Annotated in this window: 13 protein-coding genes and 5 pseudogenes; 4 read left to right on the forward strand and 14 right to left on the reverse strand. The window is 38.1% G+C overall.

Annotated features, from left to right (window positions below):
- Positions 1–2 precede the first annotated feature (2 nt).
- From WG932_RS17845 to WG932_RS17910, 14 genes and pseudogenes are all read right to left on the reverse strand, one after another.
- Positions 3–712, reverse strand: a pseudogene (locus WG932_RS17845) (fatty acid desaturase).
- Positions 713–740: 28 nt separating this feature from the next.
- Positions 741–1585, reverse strand: a pseudogene (locus WG932_RS17850) (4-hydroxy-3-methylbut-2-enyl diphosphate reductase).
- A gap of 169 nt (positions 1586–1754) precedes the next feature.
- Entirely contained in the window at positions 1755–2597 is an 843-nt protein-coding gene (locus WG932_RS17855) for a phytoene/squalene synthase family protein (protein WP_483088676.1), read from the reverse strand.
- 32 nt (positions 2598–2629) lie between these two features.
- Positions 2630–4105 carry a phytoene desaturase family protein gene (locus WG932_RS17860; protein ID WP_339678274.1) on the reverse strand — a complete coding sequence of 492 codons (1476 nt, stop codon included), beginning with the start codon at positions 4103–4105 and terminating at the stop codon, positions 2630–2632.
- A gap of 4 nt (positions 4106–4109) precedes the next feature.
- Complete coding sequence (locus WG932_RS17865) at positions 4110–4622, reverse strand: RNA polymerase sigma factor (RefSeq protein ID WP_014019359.1); 513 nt, start codon at positions 4620–4622, stop codon at positions 4110–4112.
- A gap of 224 nt (positions 4623–4846) precedes the next feature.
- Positions 4847–5917, reverse strand: coding sequence for a dipeptidase (locus tag WG932_RS17870; RefSeq protein ID WP_339678277.1), 1071 nt, complete (start codon positions 5915–5917; stop codon positions 4847–4849).
- Between the two features lie 35 nt (positions 5918–5952).
- Positions 5953–7080: a D-TA family PLP-dependent enzyme gene (locus tag WG932_RS17875; protein ID WP_483084879.1), complete on the reverse strand. Its 1128-nt coding sequence runs from the start codon at positions 7078–7080 to the stop codon at positions 5953–5955.
- Complete coding sequence (locus tag WG932_RS17880) at positions 7073–7537, reverse strand: RidA family protein (protein WP_149392169.1); 465 nt, start codon at positions 7535–7537, stop codon at positions 7073–7075. Before WG932_RS17880 ends, WG932_RS17875 begins: the two co-directional genes overlap by 8 nt.
- A 19-nt stretch (positions 7538–7556) precedes the next feature.
- Complete coding sequence (locus WG932_RS17885) at positions 7557–8876, reverse strand: gluconate:H+ symporter (RefSeq protein WP_483084880.1); 1320 nt, start codon at positions 8874–8876, stop codon at positions 7557–7559.
- A 220-nt stretch (positions 8877–9096) separates the two neighbouring features.
- Positions 9097–9798: an MFS transporter gene (locus WG932_RS17890; protein WP_483084881.1), complete on the reverse strand. Its 702-nt coding sequence runs from the start codon at positions 9796–9798 to the stop codon at positions 9097–9099.
- 536 nt (positions 9799–10334) lie between these two features.
- The gene (locus WG932_RS17895) at positions 10335–10574 is read right to left on the reverse strand and encodes a hypothetical protein (RefSeq protein ID WP_483088677.1); all 240 of its coding nucleotides are present in this window, start codon (positions 10572–10574) and stop codon (positions 10335–10337) included.
- A pseudogene (locus WG932_RS17900) lies at positions 10563–11530 on the reverse strand (sulfatase-like hydrolase/transferase); the annotation flags it as partial. The gene WG932_RS17895 and the pseudogene WG932_RS17900, both read right to left, overlap by 12 nt.
- A gap of 353 nt (positions 11531–11883) precedes the next feature.
- A pseudogene (locus tag WG932_RS17905) lies at positions 11884–12455 on the reverse strand (DUF6515 family protein).
- A 531-nt stretch (positions 12456–12986) separates the two neighbouring features.
- Positions 12987–15221 carry a hypothetical protein gene (locus WG932_RS17910; RefSeq protein ID WP_483084882.1) on the reverse strand — a complete coding sequence of 745 codons (2235 nt, stop codon included), beginning with the start codon at positions 15219–15221 and terminating at the stop codon, positions 12987–12989.
- Positions 15222–15520: 299 nt separating this feature from the next.
- Between WG932_RS17910 and WG932_RS17915 the strand changes: the two genes are divergently transcribed.
- The 4 genes and pseudogenes from WG932_RS17915 to WG932_RS17930 all read left to right on the forward strand — a co-directional run bounded on the left by WG932_RS17915 (position 15521) and on the right by WG932_RS17930 (position 19191).
- Positions 15521–15922: a lipoprotein N-acyltransferase Lnb domain-containing protein gene (locus WG932_RS17915; protein WP_483084883.1), complete on the forward strand. Its 402-nt coding sequence runs from the start codon at positions 15521–15523 to the stop codon at positions 15920–15922.
- Positions 15916–16659, forward strand: coding sequence for a DUF4105 domain-containing protein (locus tag WG932_RS17920; RefSeq protein WP_483084884.1), 744 nt, complete (start codon positions 15916–15918; stop codon positions 16657–16659). Before WG932_RS17915 ends, WG932_RS17920 begins: the two co-directional genes overlap by 7 nt.
- Positions 16660–16716: 57 nt before the next feature.
- Positions 16717–18751, forward strand: a pseudogene (gene uvrB / locus WG932_RS17925) (excinuclease ABC subunit UvrB).
- A 125-nt stretch (positions 18752–18876) separates the two neighbouring features.
- Positions 18877–19191 (forward strand): hypothetical protein, encoded by a 315-nt coding sequence (locus tag WG932_RS17930; protein WP_483084885.1) that lies wholly within the window; start codon positions 18877–18879, stop codon positions 19189–19191.
- Positions 19192–19197: the final 6 nt, after the last annotated feature.

Below are 19197 nucleotides of genomic sequence, written 5' to 3' on the forward strand. Positions count from 1 at the left end.
TTTTAATTAGACAGTTTTTTGGTTTTCCAAAGCCTCCACCAAGGAGTATTGGGAAATTCATGATGTTCAAAATGATAACCAAAAAAATAACAGGATACAAAAGCCCATACATGGTTTTTTTCAAAGTTCCAGAATGATGTTTATTGGAATGTTTTCCTCTATGAGGTAGGAATGTTCCAAAATAAAACAATTGAAAGGTTGATAAAATAGCTGGCAACATCCAGAACAATATCAGGTTTGGTACAGGAAAAATTAATTGCAATAGATTAAATGTTATGGCCATTAAGAGAAACTGCCAAATGGTAAGGTAGTTCAAAATAAAGCTAAAGTACCAAGAAATAAAATTATCTGAAGTATGGAAATCAGGATCGTTATCAGTTGCTACATGCCGGTGATGTTTGTGGTGGTTGGGGAATAACTTCCAATAAAAATTAAAAGCAAACAAAATGGCAGCTAACCAACCTATAAAATGATTTAACCTAATATTTCTCGAAACCACCCCATGCATGGCGTCATGGGCAGTAATAAACAACCCGGTGTAAAGGTGGGTCTGCACCAGAACACCTATATACAAAATTGGACTTGTGTAATTTACAGGATATTGAAGTAAAAATACCAACGAAACTGTCCAAAGCAAAATGACCAAAAAAGCGATAATGATGCCTTTAGGATCAATGGAAGTATGCAATTGCTTTTTGATTGAAGTATTCATGGATATGACAAAGGTTTATGTCAAAAAATTAAAACTTCTTGATGGTTTCCTCCACTTTTTCCATCAACCACATTGGCGTTGAAGTAGCCCCACAAATCCCTACACTCTGTCCCGTTTTAAACCAATTTGGATCTACCTCTTCAGGACATGAAACAAAGTAAGTCTGAGGATTTTTTCTTTGCAGACATTAAATAGCACCTTCCCGTTGGAGGATTTAGTACCACTCACGAAAACAATGTGATCAAACTGTGCCGCAAAGCCCCTTAGCTCTTTGTCACGATTGGATACTTGCCGACAAATGGTATCATTTGTATTGATTGTAATACCATTGTCTTTCAAAATATTATTGATTTCGTAAAACTTATCTGTACTCTTAGTTGTCTGACTGTATAGGGTTATGTTTTTAGGGATGTTCTCAAGGTCTAGTTCATTAATATCTTGAAATACCACCGCTTTATTTCTTGTTTGCCCAAGGAGGCCTATTACCTCAGCATGCCCATGTTTTCCATAGATGTATATGTTTTCATCCTTGTCAAAAGAATTTTTAATTCTATTCTGAAGCTTTAAAACCACTGGGCAACTGGCATCCACCAAAGTAAGATTATTTTTAATGGCCAACTCATAGGTAGCTGGAGGCTCACCATGAGCCCTAATCAAAACCTTTTCGTTAGTTAAATTCTTTAGCTCTTCATGATTAATGATGATTAATCCTTTTTTTGTTAACCTTTTTACCTCTTCATCATTATGCACTATGTCTCCCAAACAATAAAGATGTCCTTCCTCATTTAGAATGTCTTCTGCCATCTCTATAGCGTAAACCACACCAAAGCAAAAGCCTGAAAATTGATCAATATGTACATTCAGTTTTAACATATATAATAAACCGACTTCTTATCTAAATGTTTGCTACTATGACTTATTTAATTATTAAAATTCAGGGAAAGTAAACCCCAATCCATTAACGCTTTAAGCAGTAAAAACAGTTCCTTGAATATTAATTAAATAGTTGCTATAACAACACTGAAAAACTCTTTTTACTTGCTTAATTCCAACCCACCTTATATCCAAAATAAGTACTTATCAGTAGGGTAAATTTTCTAGCATTGGGAATCCTTATTCTCCTTTGGGTAATTGTTTCAGGAGACAAAGATTTAATTTTATAAAACAACTTCAAATAATAGAGATAGGCAATTTTGACCCCTAATTTAGCTCCTCGTGGTAATTGGTTAATCCCAATCAGTGCTTCTTCAAAATCGCGCTCAATATCAGACTCAATTTTCGATTTAACAGTATTGTTAAAAGTTTTGAAATCCACTCCAGGAAAATATACCCTACCCCTTTCTTCATAGTCGCTCTTTAAGTCACGTAAGAAATTAACTTTTTGAAAGGCAGAACCGAGTTTACAGGCAGCATATTTTAATTCTTCATACTTTTCTCTATCTCCTTCACAAAACACACGTAAACACATCAACCCAACTACTTCAGCTGAGCCATAAATGTATTCTTTGTACTTGGAATCATTGTAAGTAGCAAAATCCAAATCCATGGCCATGCTTTTAAGAAAAGCCTCAATGAGTTCCGCTTCAATATGGTATTTGTTAACAATTAATTGAAAGCCATGTAAAACCGGATTCATACTTATACCTTCCTCAATTGCCGTATAGGTGTCCTGTCTAAATTTTTCAAGCAATCTCTTTTTATCTTTATCATGAAACGTATCAACGATTTCATCTGCATACCTTACAAATCCATAAATCCCATAAATGGGTTTGTGAAGACCTTTACACAAAGTCTTGATACCTAATGTAAAAGAAGTACTGTAGCGCTGTGTAATTAGTTTACTACAGTCCAAGGCCGTTTCGTCAAAAAGTTGCTTTGAATCCATCATAACATTTTCACTGGTTGAAAATTTTATTTTTAAATACGCTTTAAAATCTCTTTTGCTACTACTTCTCCGGAGATCAAAGATGGGGGAACTCCAGGCCCTGGAACGGTCAACTGTCCTGTATAATATAGGTTAGATAATTTTTTATTCCTAAGAGTTGGCTTTAAAATCGCCGTTTGTTTTAAAGTATTGGCCAAACCGTAAGCATTTCCTTTGAATGCAAAATAATCTTTCTTAAAATCACTGTGTGCATAGGAACGATTGTACTCAATATGCGGTCTAATTTCCTGACCTGTAATCTTTTCTAGCCTATCCATTACTTTGTGAAAATATTCATTTCTCAACTCTTCAGTGTCTTTTAAATCGGGAGCCAAGGGAATCAACACAAAGAGATTTTCTTTTCCTTCAGGTGCTACCGCAGGATCAGTTACAGAAGGGGCAGAAACATAAAACAAAGGTTTCTCCGGCCATCTAGGGTTGGTATAAATGGCGTCAGCATGTGGTTCCAAAGGCTCATCAAAAAACAAATTGTGATGTTGTAAATTCTTCAAACGTTTATTTACCCCAATATAAAACAAAAGGGAAGAAGGAGCCATTACCCTACGGTCCCAATATTTTTGACTGTAATTACTGTACTCAGGAGCTAATAAATTTTTATCCACATGATGATAATCAGCACTTGCCACTAAAAAATCAAATGTAATCTCTTCACCGTTAGCCAACTTCACTGTTTTTGCTGCGCTATTCTCTGCAGATATCGCTACCACCTCTGCGTTATTTCTAAGGACCACGCCTTTTTCTTTCGCCAGAGCAACCATTCCTTCAATAATTTTATGCATTCCTCCCAATGGATACCAAGTACCCAAAACAATGTCAGCATAATTCATCAAACTGTACAATGCAGGAATTTTCTGTGCTGTTTCTCCAAGAAACAACACAGGAAACTCCATCAGTCTGATAATTTTCTCATGGGTGAAAAACTTACGTAGGTGTTTAGACATGGATTGAAAAATATCCATTTTCAAAACATCTCTAAATAGTCTGAAATCCAAAAACTCCATGAGAGAAAGGCTTGGTCTATGGACCAAATCATTTATGCCTCTTTCATATTTGAAAGCTGCTTGTTTTAAGAAAGCATCTAACTTTTCTGAAACTCCCGGCTCTAATTTTTCAAGTTCCGCTTTAAACTCATCCAAGTTTGCTGGGATTTTTATATCATCCCCTTTACCAAAAAAAACTGCATATGAAGGGTCTAATCTGACCAAATCATAATAATCAGCTGCCTTTTTACCAAAATTGCTGAAATAATTTTCAAATACATCCGGCATCCAATACCAACTTGGCCCCATATCAAATGTAAAACCATTGGCATTAAATTTTCTAGCCCTTCCACCTAAGACCTCATTTTTCTCCAGTACAAGTACACTATGCCCTGCGGCCGCCAGATGAGTGGCTGTAGATAATCCGGAAAAACCGGAGCCGATCACAACAATCTTTTTTGGTCTCATTTAATTAGTTAATGGTAGTATAAACCTTAAGATCGTCTTTTAATAGCTTCCTTGCAATATGTATCCTGTTTTTTACTGTCCCAATTGGGATATTTAATTTAATGGCGATTTCATGATATTTAAAGCCTCTGTAATGCATTAAAAAGGGAGATTTATAAACCTCATCCAATCGATTAATCGCTTTGGTTATGTCATTCATTGCAAAATCCCCATACACTCCATTTTCAATAATCGTTGAACCGGAATTGATAAAATGAAGATTTTCAGTAGTATCCACAAAGGTTCCTCTCCTCACCATCCTTTGGTAATTGGTGATAAAGGTGTTTTTCATAATGGTATACAACCAAGCTTTCAAATTGGTACCATCTGTAAACTTGTCCTTATTGGTAAAGGCTTTTACCATGGTGTCCTGTAATAAATCATTTGCATCATCCATATCCCGTGTCAATTTTAAAGCAAATGGCTTCAAGGAAGGACTGAGCTTTGTAAGCGAATAACTAAATTCTAAAGTTGTCATGGATCCTTATTTTTGTTTAATCAAACTTACATAATGTTAAACAGTATGTCAAATATTTTGTCTAATTTTTTTATATTTTTATTAAACAAAATTTTTAATAATAGGAAATAATAAACAAAAAAACCCTTTCTAATCAATTAGAAAGGGTTTTTAAAGGCTTCCAATAAGCTAATATCACATAATTTTTGTTTAATATTATTTAATTTATTTAAACAAAAAGCTACCTAAGACCAAGCTTCGTTTAAAAATCGCAACCAATTTTTATGCATTACCTTCTCAACATCTTCTTCTGTATAGCCTCTTTTCAGCAACATCCCAGGTATTCTTGCGATATCAGCAATTGTCTCAAGGTCATAAGGACTTTGTTCTCTACCATAAGCGCCATCTAAATCCGTACCTATTCCAATATGGTTAGCATTGCCGGCAATTTGACAGATATGGTCCATATGGTCTACAACTTTCTCCAAATCACAATCCATCTCTTTGGGCAATGACTTCCCTCTAATCCAACCCGGCACCATCATCCAAGCATCTAAAGCACCACCAATTACTGCCCCTCTATCCACAAGTGCTTTGATCATTTCATCGCTAAACTGCCTATTGTGATCAACAAGAGCTCTGCAATTATTGTGGCTAGCCCAAACGTGACCATTAAAATGATCCAATGCTTCCCAAAAACAAACATCACATAAATGGGTCGCATCTAAAATGATATTTAAACGCTCCATTTCTTTAAGCAAAGCCCTGCCACTTTCTCCAAGAGGTCCGGAAGCATCTGTTCCTTGAGCATATCTCCCAGGTCCATAATGTGCTGGTCCAAGCGCTCTCAACCCATTCTCATATGCTATTTCGAGGTAACTTAATTCTACAATGGAATCTGCACCTTCTAAAGATAGAATGTAACCAACCGGTTTTTTATCATTCGGCTCTCCATTCTTCCATAGTTTGACATGCTCATTCAATTGCTTTTTATTCCTGATTTGAACCATTTCCCCTTTAGCTTCCATGGCTTGATACCAGGCCAGTTGCCCTTGGGTTTGAGCCCAAGCTTGCTCCGGACTGTTCCATCCGGGAAGTGGATTGTCCGGGGCTACATAGCGAGCAATTTGTGTTGCTACTACCAGACCAATTTCTCCTTTTCTCAAGGTAGGTAAAGAAACAGTTGCGTTCCCACGATCTGTTTTGTCAGTCATCCCTTTTTCTCGGGCATTAATTGCTTCCACAGGCTGAGTAAGATCCCTGTTCCATTCAAGGGCATTCATACTTAAATCTAAATGAGCATCTATAGTAAACATCTTTGTTATTGATTTAATGTGTTAAATGAGTATACTTAAAAAGTAATTCTCCTGTCCCTGGCAATGGTTCTCCAACTAGCAATTTGCTCACCTTCCTGGATAACAAGCGCTTCCTGGTAAGAGGCAACCGTAGGACAAATATGAATTGGAACCCCATATAAAACATCTCCTATTTTATAAGAATGTCCCTCCTTGGCTTCTAAAACAAGGTGCTCTTCACTGTGACTTACCGGTTCCAAATCCGGGGCATTTAGAAATTTCACCCGGTTATTCAATGGATTTTCAGAGGCAATCGCTTTGTAACCTAAGTCCACACATACATAATTGGAAGTAGGTAAAGACACTACCCGACACAATACCAATGCCGCGTATTCGTAAGATTGTTCCGGAAGTCCACTTGCATACCCTTCATCCCAGTAAATAAATGTCCCAGGCGCGCAAGTAATCCTTTCCCTTTTGGAATGAAAAGGGAAAGTGGTTGACCCTCCGGCAATTACATCTAAAGTTACTTGGTGTTTTTTCTCCAGTTTTTCTCGCATTTGAGCAATTGGAGCGAAGCCCGCATCACAAGCTTCTTCCCTTTTTTGAAGGTCCGGATCTCGCAAATGGCCATCATACAAATGAAACCCTACAGCGTTTAAACCTTCCATCGCTACCAGCTCTTCAAATAATTCTTCCGCAGCAGCACCGGGAGCAATACCTGTTCTATTTGTTCCCGCGTTCAGATCAATGTAAACACCAATCCCTAAACCAGCCTCCAACAGCTTTTCATTTAAGGGTTTGGCTGCATCTACATGATCTATCAGACACTTAAACTTAACCTCCGGATAGTTGGCAACTAAAGCCAAAAACCGATCAATCTTAGGCCCCACCGGCTGATAAGCCAGTAATACATCCTTAGCCCCCACAGAAGCTAGCAGTTCAATTTCAGCTATTGTGGCCCCTTTAAAGGCAGTGATCCCTGCATCAATCATGAGCTGGCATGCCTCTGCTGATTTATTGGTCTTTACATGAGGCCTAAGCCGATGAGCAGCACCAACCTCCTGAATTACCTTATCAATATTTTTTCTAGCCCTATCCAAATATACCAGCAATGCCGGACTATCAATTTTTTCAGGATGGTTTAATTCAAACCAATTGTCATGCATATAATTCCTATTCATTTAATTCAAATGTGGCCTCAATTTCCACCGATATATTGCCCGGTAGAGAGCCAAATCCTATAGCACTTCTAGATCCAAGACCATTTTCTTCTCCCCAAACATCGGCAAATAATTCGCTGCATCCATTGATAACAAAAGGATGCTCTTCAAAGTCAAGTGCACAGTTTACCATCCCCAAAACTTTAACCACTCTTTTGATCTTATTCAGACTTCCCAACTGGGTTTGAAGCGTTGACAACATGGTCAATCCTACTTGCCTCGCTGCCTCTTTCCCTTGCTCTTTGTCTAAGTCTATTCCAATTTTTCCCCTTATCATGTCACCGTTGGGCAATACAGGCCCATGACCTGAAAGGAACAATAGATTACCGGTGATTACAATAGGACGATAAACACCACCTGGAGGAGGTGCAGGAGGCAATACTAAACCCAACTCTTTTACTTTTGCTTCTGCAGACATATTATTTTTTTTGTTAATGTTATATAAATAAATCTAAAATTAGCACACCTAAAAGCCCCAATATAGACATTACTGTTTCCAGCATGGTCCACGAGAGAAAGGTTTGCTTTATACTTAAGTTAAAATATTCTTTTACCAACCAAAATCCTCCATCATTGACGTGAGAAAATATCAAACTTCCACTTCCTATGGCCAATACCATAAGGTTGGGATCCCCTACACCTGAAGCAACCAAAGGAGCAATTATACCGGCTGCCGTGAGAGCAGCCACTGTGGCTGAACCAACGGAAATTCTAATTACTGCAGCTATTAACCAGCCCAGTAGGAGAGGATTGATGGACAATTGCTGTAACGAAGCCCCAATCTCGCCACTCACCCCACTATCTACCAACACTTCCTTATACGCTCCTGCACCAGCAATAATTAAAAGTATCAACGCAATGTCTTTTACAGCTGAAGCATAGCCTTTCATAATATCAGCCACTTTGATCTTCTTCAGTATACCAAGACTAATCGTCGCCCATGTCAAAGAAATTAACATGACAATATTTGCATCTCCGATAAACATCATCAATCCATAAGCAGGACTATTTGCATCCATTTTCAAACCTACTAGGGACAACACTATCAGTAGGAATACCGGCAATAAAGCTGTAAAAAGACTGTTGGCCAGCCCCGGCAATTCACTTTCCTTTTTTGGTTTTACATTAAAAACATCCAAAGGAGTGATCTGCATTTTCCGCAAATAGGGAAGTCGCCCCAACAAAGGCCCACCCAAAACTATTACCGGAATCCCAATAATAAAACCATAGATCAGGGTAGTCCCAATATTGGCTCCAAATTGAGCGACTAACGCTACCGGAGCCGGATGTGGCGGGAGAAGTCCATGGGTAATAGACAAGGCAGCAAGCATGGGCATACCTAAAATCATTACCGGAACTTTATATTGGTAGGCTACTGCAAAGACCAATGGCACCAAAAGCACAAAGCCCACATTAAAAAACAACGGAATGCCCACAATAAATGCTGTTAGCCCTATGGCCCAATGAACATGTTTTTGACCAAAGCTATTCATAAGAAATTGAGCAATCCGTTGGGCAGCACCACTATCAGCTACGATTTTACCAAGCATCGCGCCAAGAACAATTACAATCACCAAAGCCCCCATCAGATTCCCTACCCCTTTTTGAACAGCGCCTGAAATCTCTTCTAGTGGTATTCCTAGAAATAGACCTGCGAGGATTGAGGTAATTAAGAATGCTATAAATGGCTCAACCTTGATCCAAACGATCAGTGCAACCAAGAACAAAATACTTGAGGCGACAATTACAAAAGTCATAGTGGTTTTTAAACTAAGCCAAAAATTACAGCATATTCTGCTAAATGCCTATTTCGCTATAAAAAACTTCTATAATTAATTTGACTTTTGTCTAGAATGAAAGTCGTCACTATTTTTTCCATTGAGCAGACCAATTAAACCTAAGCATGGGCCAATGGCCAAAACTATAAATATAGCATTGGAATCACTAAATACCATCATGGCAGAGACCAGTTGAATGCTAATGATAGATATAGTATAGCCTATACTGTTTACTATTGTAAGCGCTGTTCCTTTGATTTCCGCCGATGCATGTTGCGCCACAAGTGTAGACAATAATGGAGAATCTGCAATAATTACTATTCCCCAGAAAAAAGAAAACCAACAAACAGCAGTTCATTTTGGCTAGATAATAATAGCGGAGAAATGAAACAACAAAGACCTGATAAAAACAAAAAGAAAAAGCCAAACGGTTTACCCCAATCCTTGAAGCCAAAAAACCACTAAACACACAAGCGACACCTCCCACCCCAATGATCAGAAAGGATAATAAAGGTACATTAAATGTTACAGCCGAATGTTCATTACTGTATTTTAATAATATCACAGGAACAAAAGCCCAAAATGAATAAAGCTCCCACATATGCCCGAAATACCCAAAGGCTACAGAGCGAAACTTTTTGTTTTCAAAAACCTTAAAAATAGCGGTTACTTTTGCAGGTTGACCTGCTTTCCTAAAAGGGCCACTTGGCACCAAAACCAACATCAATATGCCTCCTAAAAGTCCTAAACCGGAGGTAGCCACCAAAACTGCTTTCCATGGGTAGGCGCCTCCCATTTCTTTTAGTAAATGAGGAAAGGCTGTCCCAATCACAAGTGCACCTACTAGAAAGCCAAGGGATTTACCCAAGCCTTTTTCATAATAATCCGCCGCTATTTTCATCCCTACAGGATAAATTCCTGCGAGAAAAAACCGGTAAAAAATCGTAAAAAAATCAAGCTCAGCAATCCATTACCATCCCAAGTCACACCTAAATTGAACAAAGCCCCAATAAGGGCACTGAAAAAAACACTTTTGAAGGCGAAAACCGATCTGCAATCGTTAAAAGGGCAAAAATCAATGTACCTATAATGAAACCAAACTGCACTGCTGAAGTCAAATGTCCTAAAGCACTTGGTTTCAAATCAAAATTTAAAACAAGATCATTGATAACACCGTTTCCTGCAAACCAGAGGGAGGTACAGCAAAATTGGGAGAAAACAATTACGGGGAGAATAATTTTAGAGTGTTTCAAATGTCATTTTTTCAATGAACCCTTAGATGGGTTATGGAAAACATCTTACCTAGACACCAGATCCACTCCCTCTCTAACTTCTAAAGTCCAGGTTTCAAGTTTTTTTAATAGCCTTGCACTAATGTCAGGCTCTTTTAATTTTAAGTCATTCCGCTCTTCTAAATCCTCTGATAAGTTAAAAAGTTCAATTTTTTCTCCTCTTTTTTTCGACCACCACCAATTTCCAGTCTCCGCTCCTGATAAAACTTTTTATACCGTAGGCAAAGAAAACATCTCTTTCGGGCAGTTTCTCCTGTCCCAATAAATTTTCTTTAATGCTAATGCCATCAACTGCCGAGCTTGGTTTTCGGCCGATAAAATCCAACAAAGTTGGCAGTAAATCCATAGAAAGAACCGTTTGATTATTGACACTTCCACCTTTAATTTCTTTAGGAAAACTAAAAATCGCAGGAACCCTACTTCCTCCTTCATAAGGCCCTGCTTTAAATCCTCTTAACCCTCCATTATCCCCATAATGGTTCGCTCCATTGTCAGAAATAAAAATAACTATTGTATTCTCGTACTGACCTGTTTCTTTCAGGGATTGCATAATTCGACCTACACCTTCATCCATCACCTCCACCATTTCTTTGTAAATAGAAGATATGCTATCTTGGATCACTTCTTGGGTACCCGCAGTACCAATTTCTCTCAATACTTTATCGATCCGTCTTTGATAAGGAGAGTGAGGTGCTTCATGTGGCAGGTAAAGAAAAAGGGAGCCCCCTTCACTTCGGGGTTGTGTTCTTGAATAAACTTTACACCATATTCAGAAATAAGGTCAGTAGTATAGCCTTTTTCATTTTTAATTTTCACCCCATCCCACCAGTCGAGATATCCTTCTTGATCTATGTGGCCGTGATAATCAACATTCCCACTTACAAACCCAACAAACTCATCAAAACCCTGAAGGGTAGGGTTGAAAGCTTTGTCGTACCCAAGGTGCCATTTGCCAAACATCCCTGTATTGTAACCGAGTTGTTTTAACTCCTCTGCCAAAGTAACTTCAGCTAAGGCTAAACCTACATCTCTATGGCTTTTGGCAGTAACAACCCCTTCCACACCCGTTCGTTGCTGGTATTTCCCGGTCATTAAAGCTGCTCGAGTGGGACTACATACCGAGCCATTGGAATGATAATCGGTAAACAAAACCCCTTCCGAAGCCAATAAATCCAAATTTGGCGTATTTATATACTCATTTCCATAACAAGAGAGATCTCCATAACCTAAATCATCTGCCATTATTAACACAATATTTGGCCGCATTGACAAGCTCTCTTTTTCACCTCCACATGACAATAGCCACGCACTCATTAACAGAAAGAAGTAGGGGTTTTTCATTTTATAAAAGTGTGTTACATTTGAGATTTAAGATCTGCTAAAATGGAATTCATTATCAGTCGAAATAGAAATTGTCCTTGAATATAAAAACAAAAACTCCGGCCTATAAATAAATCTCCATTGCCCTAGCGAAGTTAGGAATAGAAAAAAACATTTCCTTCTTTTTCCTAACATTCAGTGACAGAATTTCCTTTTTATGACATTCTAATCCAAAACCATTTCCTAGGACCATTTCGATTTGACAACTGAATCCATCAATAAACCATCTTATCAGTCCTAAACTAACCGTTAAAGTAAAGGCTGCTTCCGAAATATCGATTTCAGATTTGACCTATGTAATAGCACAAAGCCGATTACTGATCGATAAAACCTACCACTTCATAAGCCCTCGTACCATCAATTTGAATTTTTTCATAAAGGACATTGGAAAATTCATAATAGGTATAACCTTCAATGGTTACCCTTTCATAGTCTTTGGGTAATTCATAAATTATCGTTCCAACTTCAGGCTCTACTACTTCATAGGCATTGTTTACCTGGATGAAAAAGCCCCATTGAACCAAAAATAATCTCTACGCGGATGTTTTACCTTGACATAACCGACCGGAAGTGTTTGAATACGAAACCCTTTTTTGGGAGCAATAGCTATATACCTTCCACCTGAATAGGTATAGAACTTATTATTTGCAAAGTAGTAATTGACATCTTTGTACTTAACGACTGTTCTATTGGGCAGAGTCCTGACAGCCACCACCTTTTTATTAGGTTTTTTATATACCACTTGCTTACTTGAAACCCGTCTATTTTCTTTATTTATAACAACAACTTTCTTTGATCCACCCGTTTTTTGGGCTGTGGCCATTTCAGGAACGGAAACAATAAAAAGGAATACTAAAAGGCTGGAAATTTTAATTATATTTTTCATAATTCTATACTTTTTACCCGGTATACTCAAATGATTTTTATCAACAGGCCTTAAACCTTTAATTAATTTTAGACATGCTATTGCTTACTGAAACTACTTCAAAACTATCCATTTCATTGCTGTATCTAACTTTAAACAACAATACAAAGTTAAAATCTCCAATCAGCCAGGTTTTCTTTCAGTTCCAACACTGTCTGAGAAGGCTCAAGAAACCTTAATTTCTAACCTGGGTTGAAAATTCTCTAAAGCAGTAATTCAATAGGTATTAAAAAGCCATTGCGTTTTTCGGGGTTAAACATATTCATTTGACAATGGCCAGAGGAAATGGTTTAATGAGACAAAAAATATCCTAACTGTCTAATAAAAAAAATGGGAATATGGCACCGTTCAAGATAAATTTGAAGTGGGAAAATCATATAACCTTTATCCACCTCAATTTGTACCACTTGGTACCAACTTTAAATTGAATAAAATAACTGCCCGAAGGGAGGCTTTTCAGGTCCTCTTCTAATTTAATCTTTCCTATCTCATCTAAAATGCTCCCCCTAAGTACAACACGCCTCCTGAACTCCACACCATGTAAGTGAACTCCGGACGATCTTGTAGATCAAACAGATCTAAATGAACCTCGCCCCCTGTGTATGGCATAGGATGAATTCGTGGCTCTTGGTTGAGAAATCTTGGATTATCCACCCTCAAAACCGGACTAAAACTTAACTCACCCTCTTCATCTTCAGCTTTTACCTGATAATACCAATAGGGATTATTAAAAGTTAAATAATCATCATGAAACATCACTTTGACCCCATAATTTTGACTTGACAAAACTTCAATTGGATTAAACTCCATGCTTTGACCATCAGCTCTTAAAATGGTATAGTCTGCAGGCAATTTAGTGTCATTCACCCAAGATATTTCCACACTATTTCCATTAAAAAAAGCTTCAAACTCCATCCATTCCAAAGGCAAAACACTTAATTCATTGATACTTGAAATAGCAAAAGCATTGTTTAACAATTCATTTAATACTACAGTCCTTCCTGCCCATAACTTTCCCGATAGTTCACTTGCAGGCAAATGTAAGCCTGCTGCTGCTTCTCCATTTCCTGTTAACCTTACATGATCCACGTCTTGAATACCTAAATCATCGGCTAAAACCCACAGGTTAATTAATGAAGAAGAGCCGGCAGAAGCTGTTATTTCAAAATAGCTGTTCAACTCAAAAACAATTTTTGTCCCATCTACATCATTAAAGCCGGGGTCATAGGTTACGCCGGGATTATTAAAATACCGAATAGCAATACTATTCCCCTGTTCGGAAAGGTTTCCGTCCAATAATAAATGCCGCGGAAATCCTAGTTCATTGTCAAAAAATGGAAACAAAGCATTCCCTTGATCAGGGATTTCAGGAAGGTTTTGATAAACCATCTCCTCCAAATTATGCCAATTCCCGCCACTGTAATGATAGGTTCCTGAAGGCCCAAAATCTAAAAAGAGCGAATTGTTTGAAAAATCAATATCTCCGGCTAGTTGCTCAAAGTTTTGGAGAATGATTAAGTCATGATCAAGGATCAGCATTCCAGCTTCCTTATTCATATCCAATTCAAAAAGCTGAAAAGATGGGATAGAAATCAGCTGACCACTTGTCCCATCAACAATCAAACGGGTAGAAGTCCCATTCACCGTTCCTCCATCCCAATATATCAAGTCTCCTTTTACCTTTAATAGTAGCGGCAAGACCTTCTCTGCAGCACCTGAAAAATACAAATTGTTGTAAATAAAATCATCCTCTGATGTTGTCATGGTACTTTCTAACAACTCTTGGGAACCTCCTTCTCCCGCGTAGATAACATTTCCATCCAACTGCACACTTACTGCATCAATTATGGGTCGTTCTCCGGAAAGCATCAGATTAGCCCCTTCCTCAAGTACAAAAGAACTTGCTGGCCTACTATCGGACCTGCGTATTATTTGATTAAAGGCTTTGGTCCCTTCAGAAATTAATGTGGCACCGGATAATATTCTAAAATCTCCATAATCCTCAGTTCCAAACTTATCTTGGATATTGAATGAAAAGGTTGAGGTATAGAAAGGAGTCTGTTCCTCATTGACGGTTTGCTTTACCGCACCACTCTCCACCACAAAGCTATTGGCTTTAAAGGCCGCATTAACCACCAAGGTATCCTCCCCATCAGGCGCAAAAATCACCCCAAACCGACTGTTCAAATTGCTTGCACTCCAAGAATTTCGATCAACAATGGTTCGGCTCTTGCCTTTAAAAACGAGGGTGCCTGTTTCCGGATAAATCCAATCTGTAATTCCAGATGTAGCATTGAAATACTCAAAATTGCCGGCTTCCTCTGTTATGCTATGCAACTGCCCAAAAACCCATAATTCGTGGGTTTGTAAATTAAGCTTTTTACCGGGATCAATGGATGAAATGGTTTCAGCAAAAAGATATAAACTCCCTACCTCCTCCGATTGGGTCAACCTCACTTCTTGCTTCCATCCAATAAACACCTTGCTGATCCGTTTTGGATAGTCGGTCGCAGGTATCCACTCTGCCCCATTGTATTGTTCCCATGTATTGGGATCGTCCCAATCTCCCACCCCATCTTCAGGCAAATTGCTTCTATAACAGGTATTGTCAAGAGGGATGGCACTTATTGAAGGAAAACTTAAGAATAAAAATAGCGTAGCAAAGATAATGGTTGATACAAACCGTTTAGAATAATTAAAAATCGCTATTTTATAAAAAATATCCATAACAAAAATGAATAATTAATTAAAATAGTGATTTTACATTTATTTTCAAAATATATAATTCAAATAAACTTATATAAACTTCTTTTATATCGCATAGAATCAAAACAACAAACGAATCAGTAAGCCTTTTATTAAAAGAAAACGGATATCAGGATAACTCAAATATTACTTTAAATTTGTGAGGTAATCTGATATTTTCCTCATACTGCATTTAATATTATGCCATTAGAAATTCTCAAGCACAACTTTCGAAAAAGGCTCTTTTTGAGTACCTTTTTGTTTTTGGCTTTTTTATCACCTTGCCCGCATCTGCGGCCACGTACAAAATAAGCCTGCTTACATGCGACCCCGGAGATGAGTTGTATTCCACCTTTGGCCATAGCGCCATCCGTGTAGTAGAATTGGAGAGTGGACAAGATCTGGTATTCAATTACGGAACTTTCGATTTTAACACACCCTTTTTCTATATTAAGTTCATTCGTCGCACCTTGGATTACCAATTGTCTTTGACTACCACAGCGAATTTTTTACGGGAATACAATTATTTCAAACGAAACGTAAGGGAGCAGGAATTGAACCTATCACCTGAGCAAAGCCAGGCAGTTGTGGCTTTTCTGCAAAACAACTACCGGCCTGAAAACAGAAAATACCGGTATGATTTTTCTTTGACAATTGTGCTACCAGAATTACAGGAATGTTAGAAAGTGTATTGGGGCAATCTTTGAGATGGAACTACCCAACTGAAGCAGATGAAAAGACTTTTAGAAATTTAATTGATGAATACGTTTATCCTCTCCCTTGGTCAGATTTAGGCATAGATCTTGCGTTGGGTGCAGTGATTGACAGGGAAGCCACAGCGGCAGAAAAAGCCTTTCTGCCGGATTATTTAGAGGCTTCATTCAGTAGTGCCACGATTATAGGTGATGGACCTGAAAGGCCTTTGGTAAGCCGGACCAATACCATTTACGACTTTCCAAAAACTGCGAATAATGAATTTAATTTGGTAAATCCTTATGTGATTTTCTGGGTATTTGCGATACTTGTTGGGATTGTGACCTTTATAGGTTTCAAGAAAAAACGTTTGTTCAAAGGTTTTGACATCAGTCTCTTTACCATTTTGGGTTTATTAGGAGTATTGCTTGTATTCCTTTGGTTTTTCACAGCCCATTCTCAAACCAAAAACAATTGGAACCTCTTTTGGGCATTTCCGGGTCATTTGTATATCAGTTATTTATTGATCAAAAAACCCAATAAAGTAATATTGAAAAAATTACTGGTAGCCGCAATGATACTGGCTGATTTGGCTTTGGTGGTTTGGTTATTGGGCTTTCAATCATTTCATCCCAGTATTTTGCCATTATTGCTAATCATTATTCTAAGGACAAATTTCCTATATTATAACATTGATCGGTTCAGTTATTTAAGGAAAAGAAACTGAATCATCAAACTATTCATTACCCATTAAGCGTTGTAGGTATATAATTAAAAAATCCAGATGAGCTTCAATATTATTTCAGATTATGTCCCAACGGGTGACCAGCCTAAAGCCATCAAAAGCCTGGTAGAAGGCATTAATTCTGCCGAACCTTCCCAAGTACTGTTAGGAGTAACCGGTTCAGGAAAAACCTTTACCGTAGCCAATGTGATTCAGGAGGTACAAAAACCCACTTTGGTACTTAGCCATAATAAAACGCTGGCAGCTCAATTGTATGGTGAATTCAAACAGTTTTTCCCCAACAATTCTGTAGAATATTTTATTAGTTATTACGACTATTACCAGCCTGAAGCATTTATTCCTACCAGTAGTACCTATATAGAAAAAGATCTTTCTATAAATGAAGAAATTGAAAAATTAAGACTATCTGCAACTTCTGCCCTTCTTTCCGGCAGAAGAGATGTAATCGTCGTGGCATCAGTTTCCTGCATTTACGGTATAGGAAATCCTGATGAATTTGGTAAGAACGTCATAAAAGTTCAAGAAGGAGATAGAATACCTAGAAACCAATTCTTATTTAAATTGGTGGAAGTCCTATACAGCAGAACCTCAGGTGATTTTACCAGAGGCACTTTTAGAGTGAAAGGTGATACAGTTGATATATTTGTAGCTTACGGAGATTTTGCCTACCGGATATTCTTCTGGGGAGATGAAATAGAAGCCATACAGAGAGTGGACCCAGTGAGCGGCAAAAAATTATCTGACGAAAAAATTATCAGCATCTTCCCTGCCAATTTATTTGTCACCGGAAGGGATGTGATAGACACCGCCATACATGAAATTCAAGACGATTTGGTTGCTCAAGTTTCTGCATTTGAGCGGGACATGAAATTAATGGAAGCCAAAAGGCTCAAAGAGAGAACGGAATTTGATTTGGAAATGATTAGGGAGCTGGGATATTGTTCAGGAGTGGAAAATTACTCAAGGTATTTTGACCGGAGACTACCAGGGACTCGCCCTTTCTGCCTTTTGGATTATTTTCCCGATGATTTCTTGATGGTAATTGATGAAAGCCATGTCACTTTACCACAAGTTAGGGCCATGTGGGGTGGGGACAGATCTCGGAAGACCAACTTGGTAGATTATGGTTTCCGACTTCCTTCGGCGTTGGATAATCGCCCATTGAAATTTGATGAATTTGAATCCCTTACCAATCAAGTAATTTATGTAAGTGCCACCCCGGGAGACTATGAGCTTAATAAATCTGAAGGGGTAGTTATTGAACAAATCATTCGTCCTACAGGGCTTCTTGATCCCGTGATCGAAGTTAGACCAAGTGCTGATCAGATTGATGATTTATTAGATGAGATCGACCAAACAATTAAAAATGGATTCAGGGTATTGGTGACCACCCTTACCAAGAGAATGGCAGAAGAACTGGACAAGTATTTGGCCAAGGTGGGTGTAAAATCCCGTTATATTCATTCCGAGGTAAAACCATTGGACCGGGTGGAAATATTAAGAGAGCTTAGGCTGGGTGTATTCGATGTTTTGGTAGGGGTAAACTTATTGAGAGAAGGTTTAGATCTACCTGAAGTGGCTTTAGTAGCTATTTTAGATGCTGACAAAGAAGGCTTTTAAGAAATGAAAGGAGTTTGGTTCAGACCATTGGCCGGGCAGCAAGAAATGCTGAAGGAAAAGTAATTATGTATGCGGATAAAACTACTGAAAGCATGCGATTATCCATTGAAGAAACCAATAGAAGGAGAGCAAAACAACATGCTTATAATGAAGAAAATGGCATAACCCCTAAAACTGTTATCAAGTCACATGACAGAATTATGGGCCAAACCAAAGTAGCAGACAGTAAACGAAATGCCAAAGTTTATGTCGAAAATAATCCTGAAGAGATGGATGTGGCAGCAGATCCAGTGATTCAATATTTAAGTAGAGAAAAACTTGAAAAATTAATCACCCAAACCCAAAAAGAATGGAAGCTGCTGCCAAGGAATTGAACTTTATGGAAGCTGCCAGGTTACGAGATGAATGGACGGGACTTAAGAAAAGACTGGAGATTATTAACGTTGGTAAATAAATGAAAATAATAAATTGCATTGTCCTAATCGTGGGCATCACCATTCTAACCACAGAACAAATTAAAGCTCAACAAGCAGGAGGTAGTTTTTGGTTAGTACAGGAGTTGATCTAATTAGGACTGATTTGAACAAAATATTAGAAAGGGCTCAGTTTGGTGCTGAGGTCAATTATTTCTATTTGCATCAATTGTCTTTTTCCGGAGGTTATGAATACAATATCAACCATCCAAATCAGGTAACAGCCGGCTTAAGGTATTACCCATTAGAACCTGTATTTCTGCGTGCTCGTGCTCTTTTAGGGAATGGTGCAGATTTCGGCTTAGGAGCCGGCTACACTTATAATTTAAGCTATAGAATGCGTTTGGAAGGCATGACGGATTATTATGTTCAACGAAAAGCGATAGGCTTACGGGTTGGACTTGCAATTTTGATAAATTAAATGAAA

The sequence above is a fragment of the Cyclobacterium sp. SOCE241 genome (assembly GCF_056867545.1).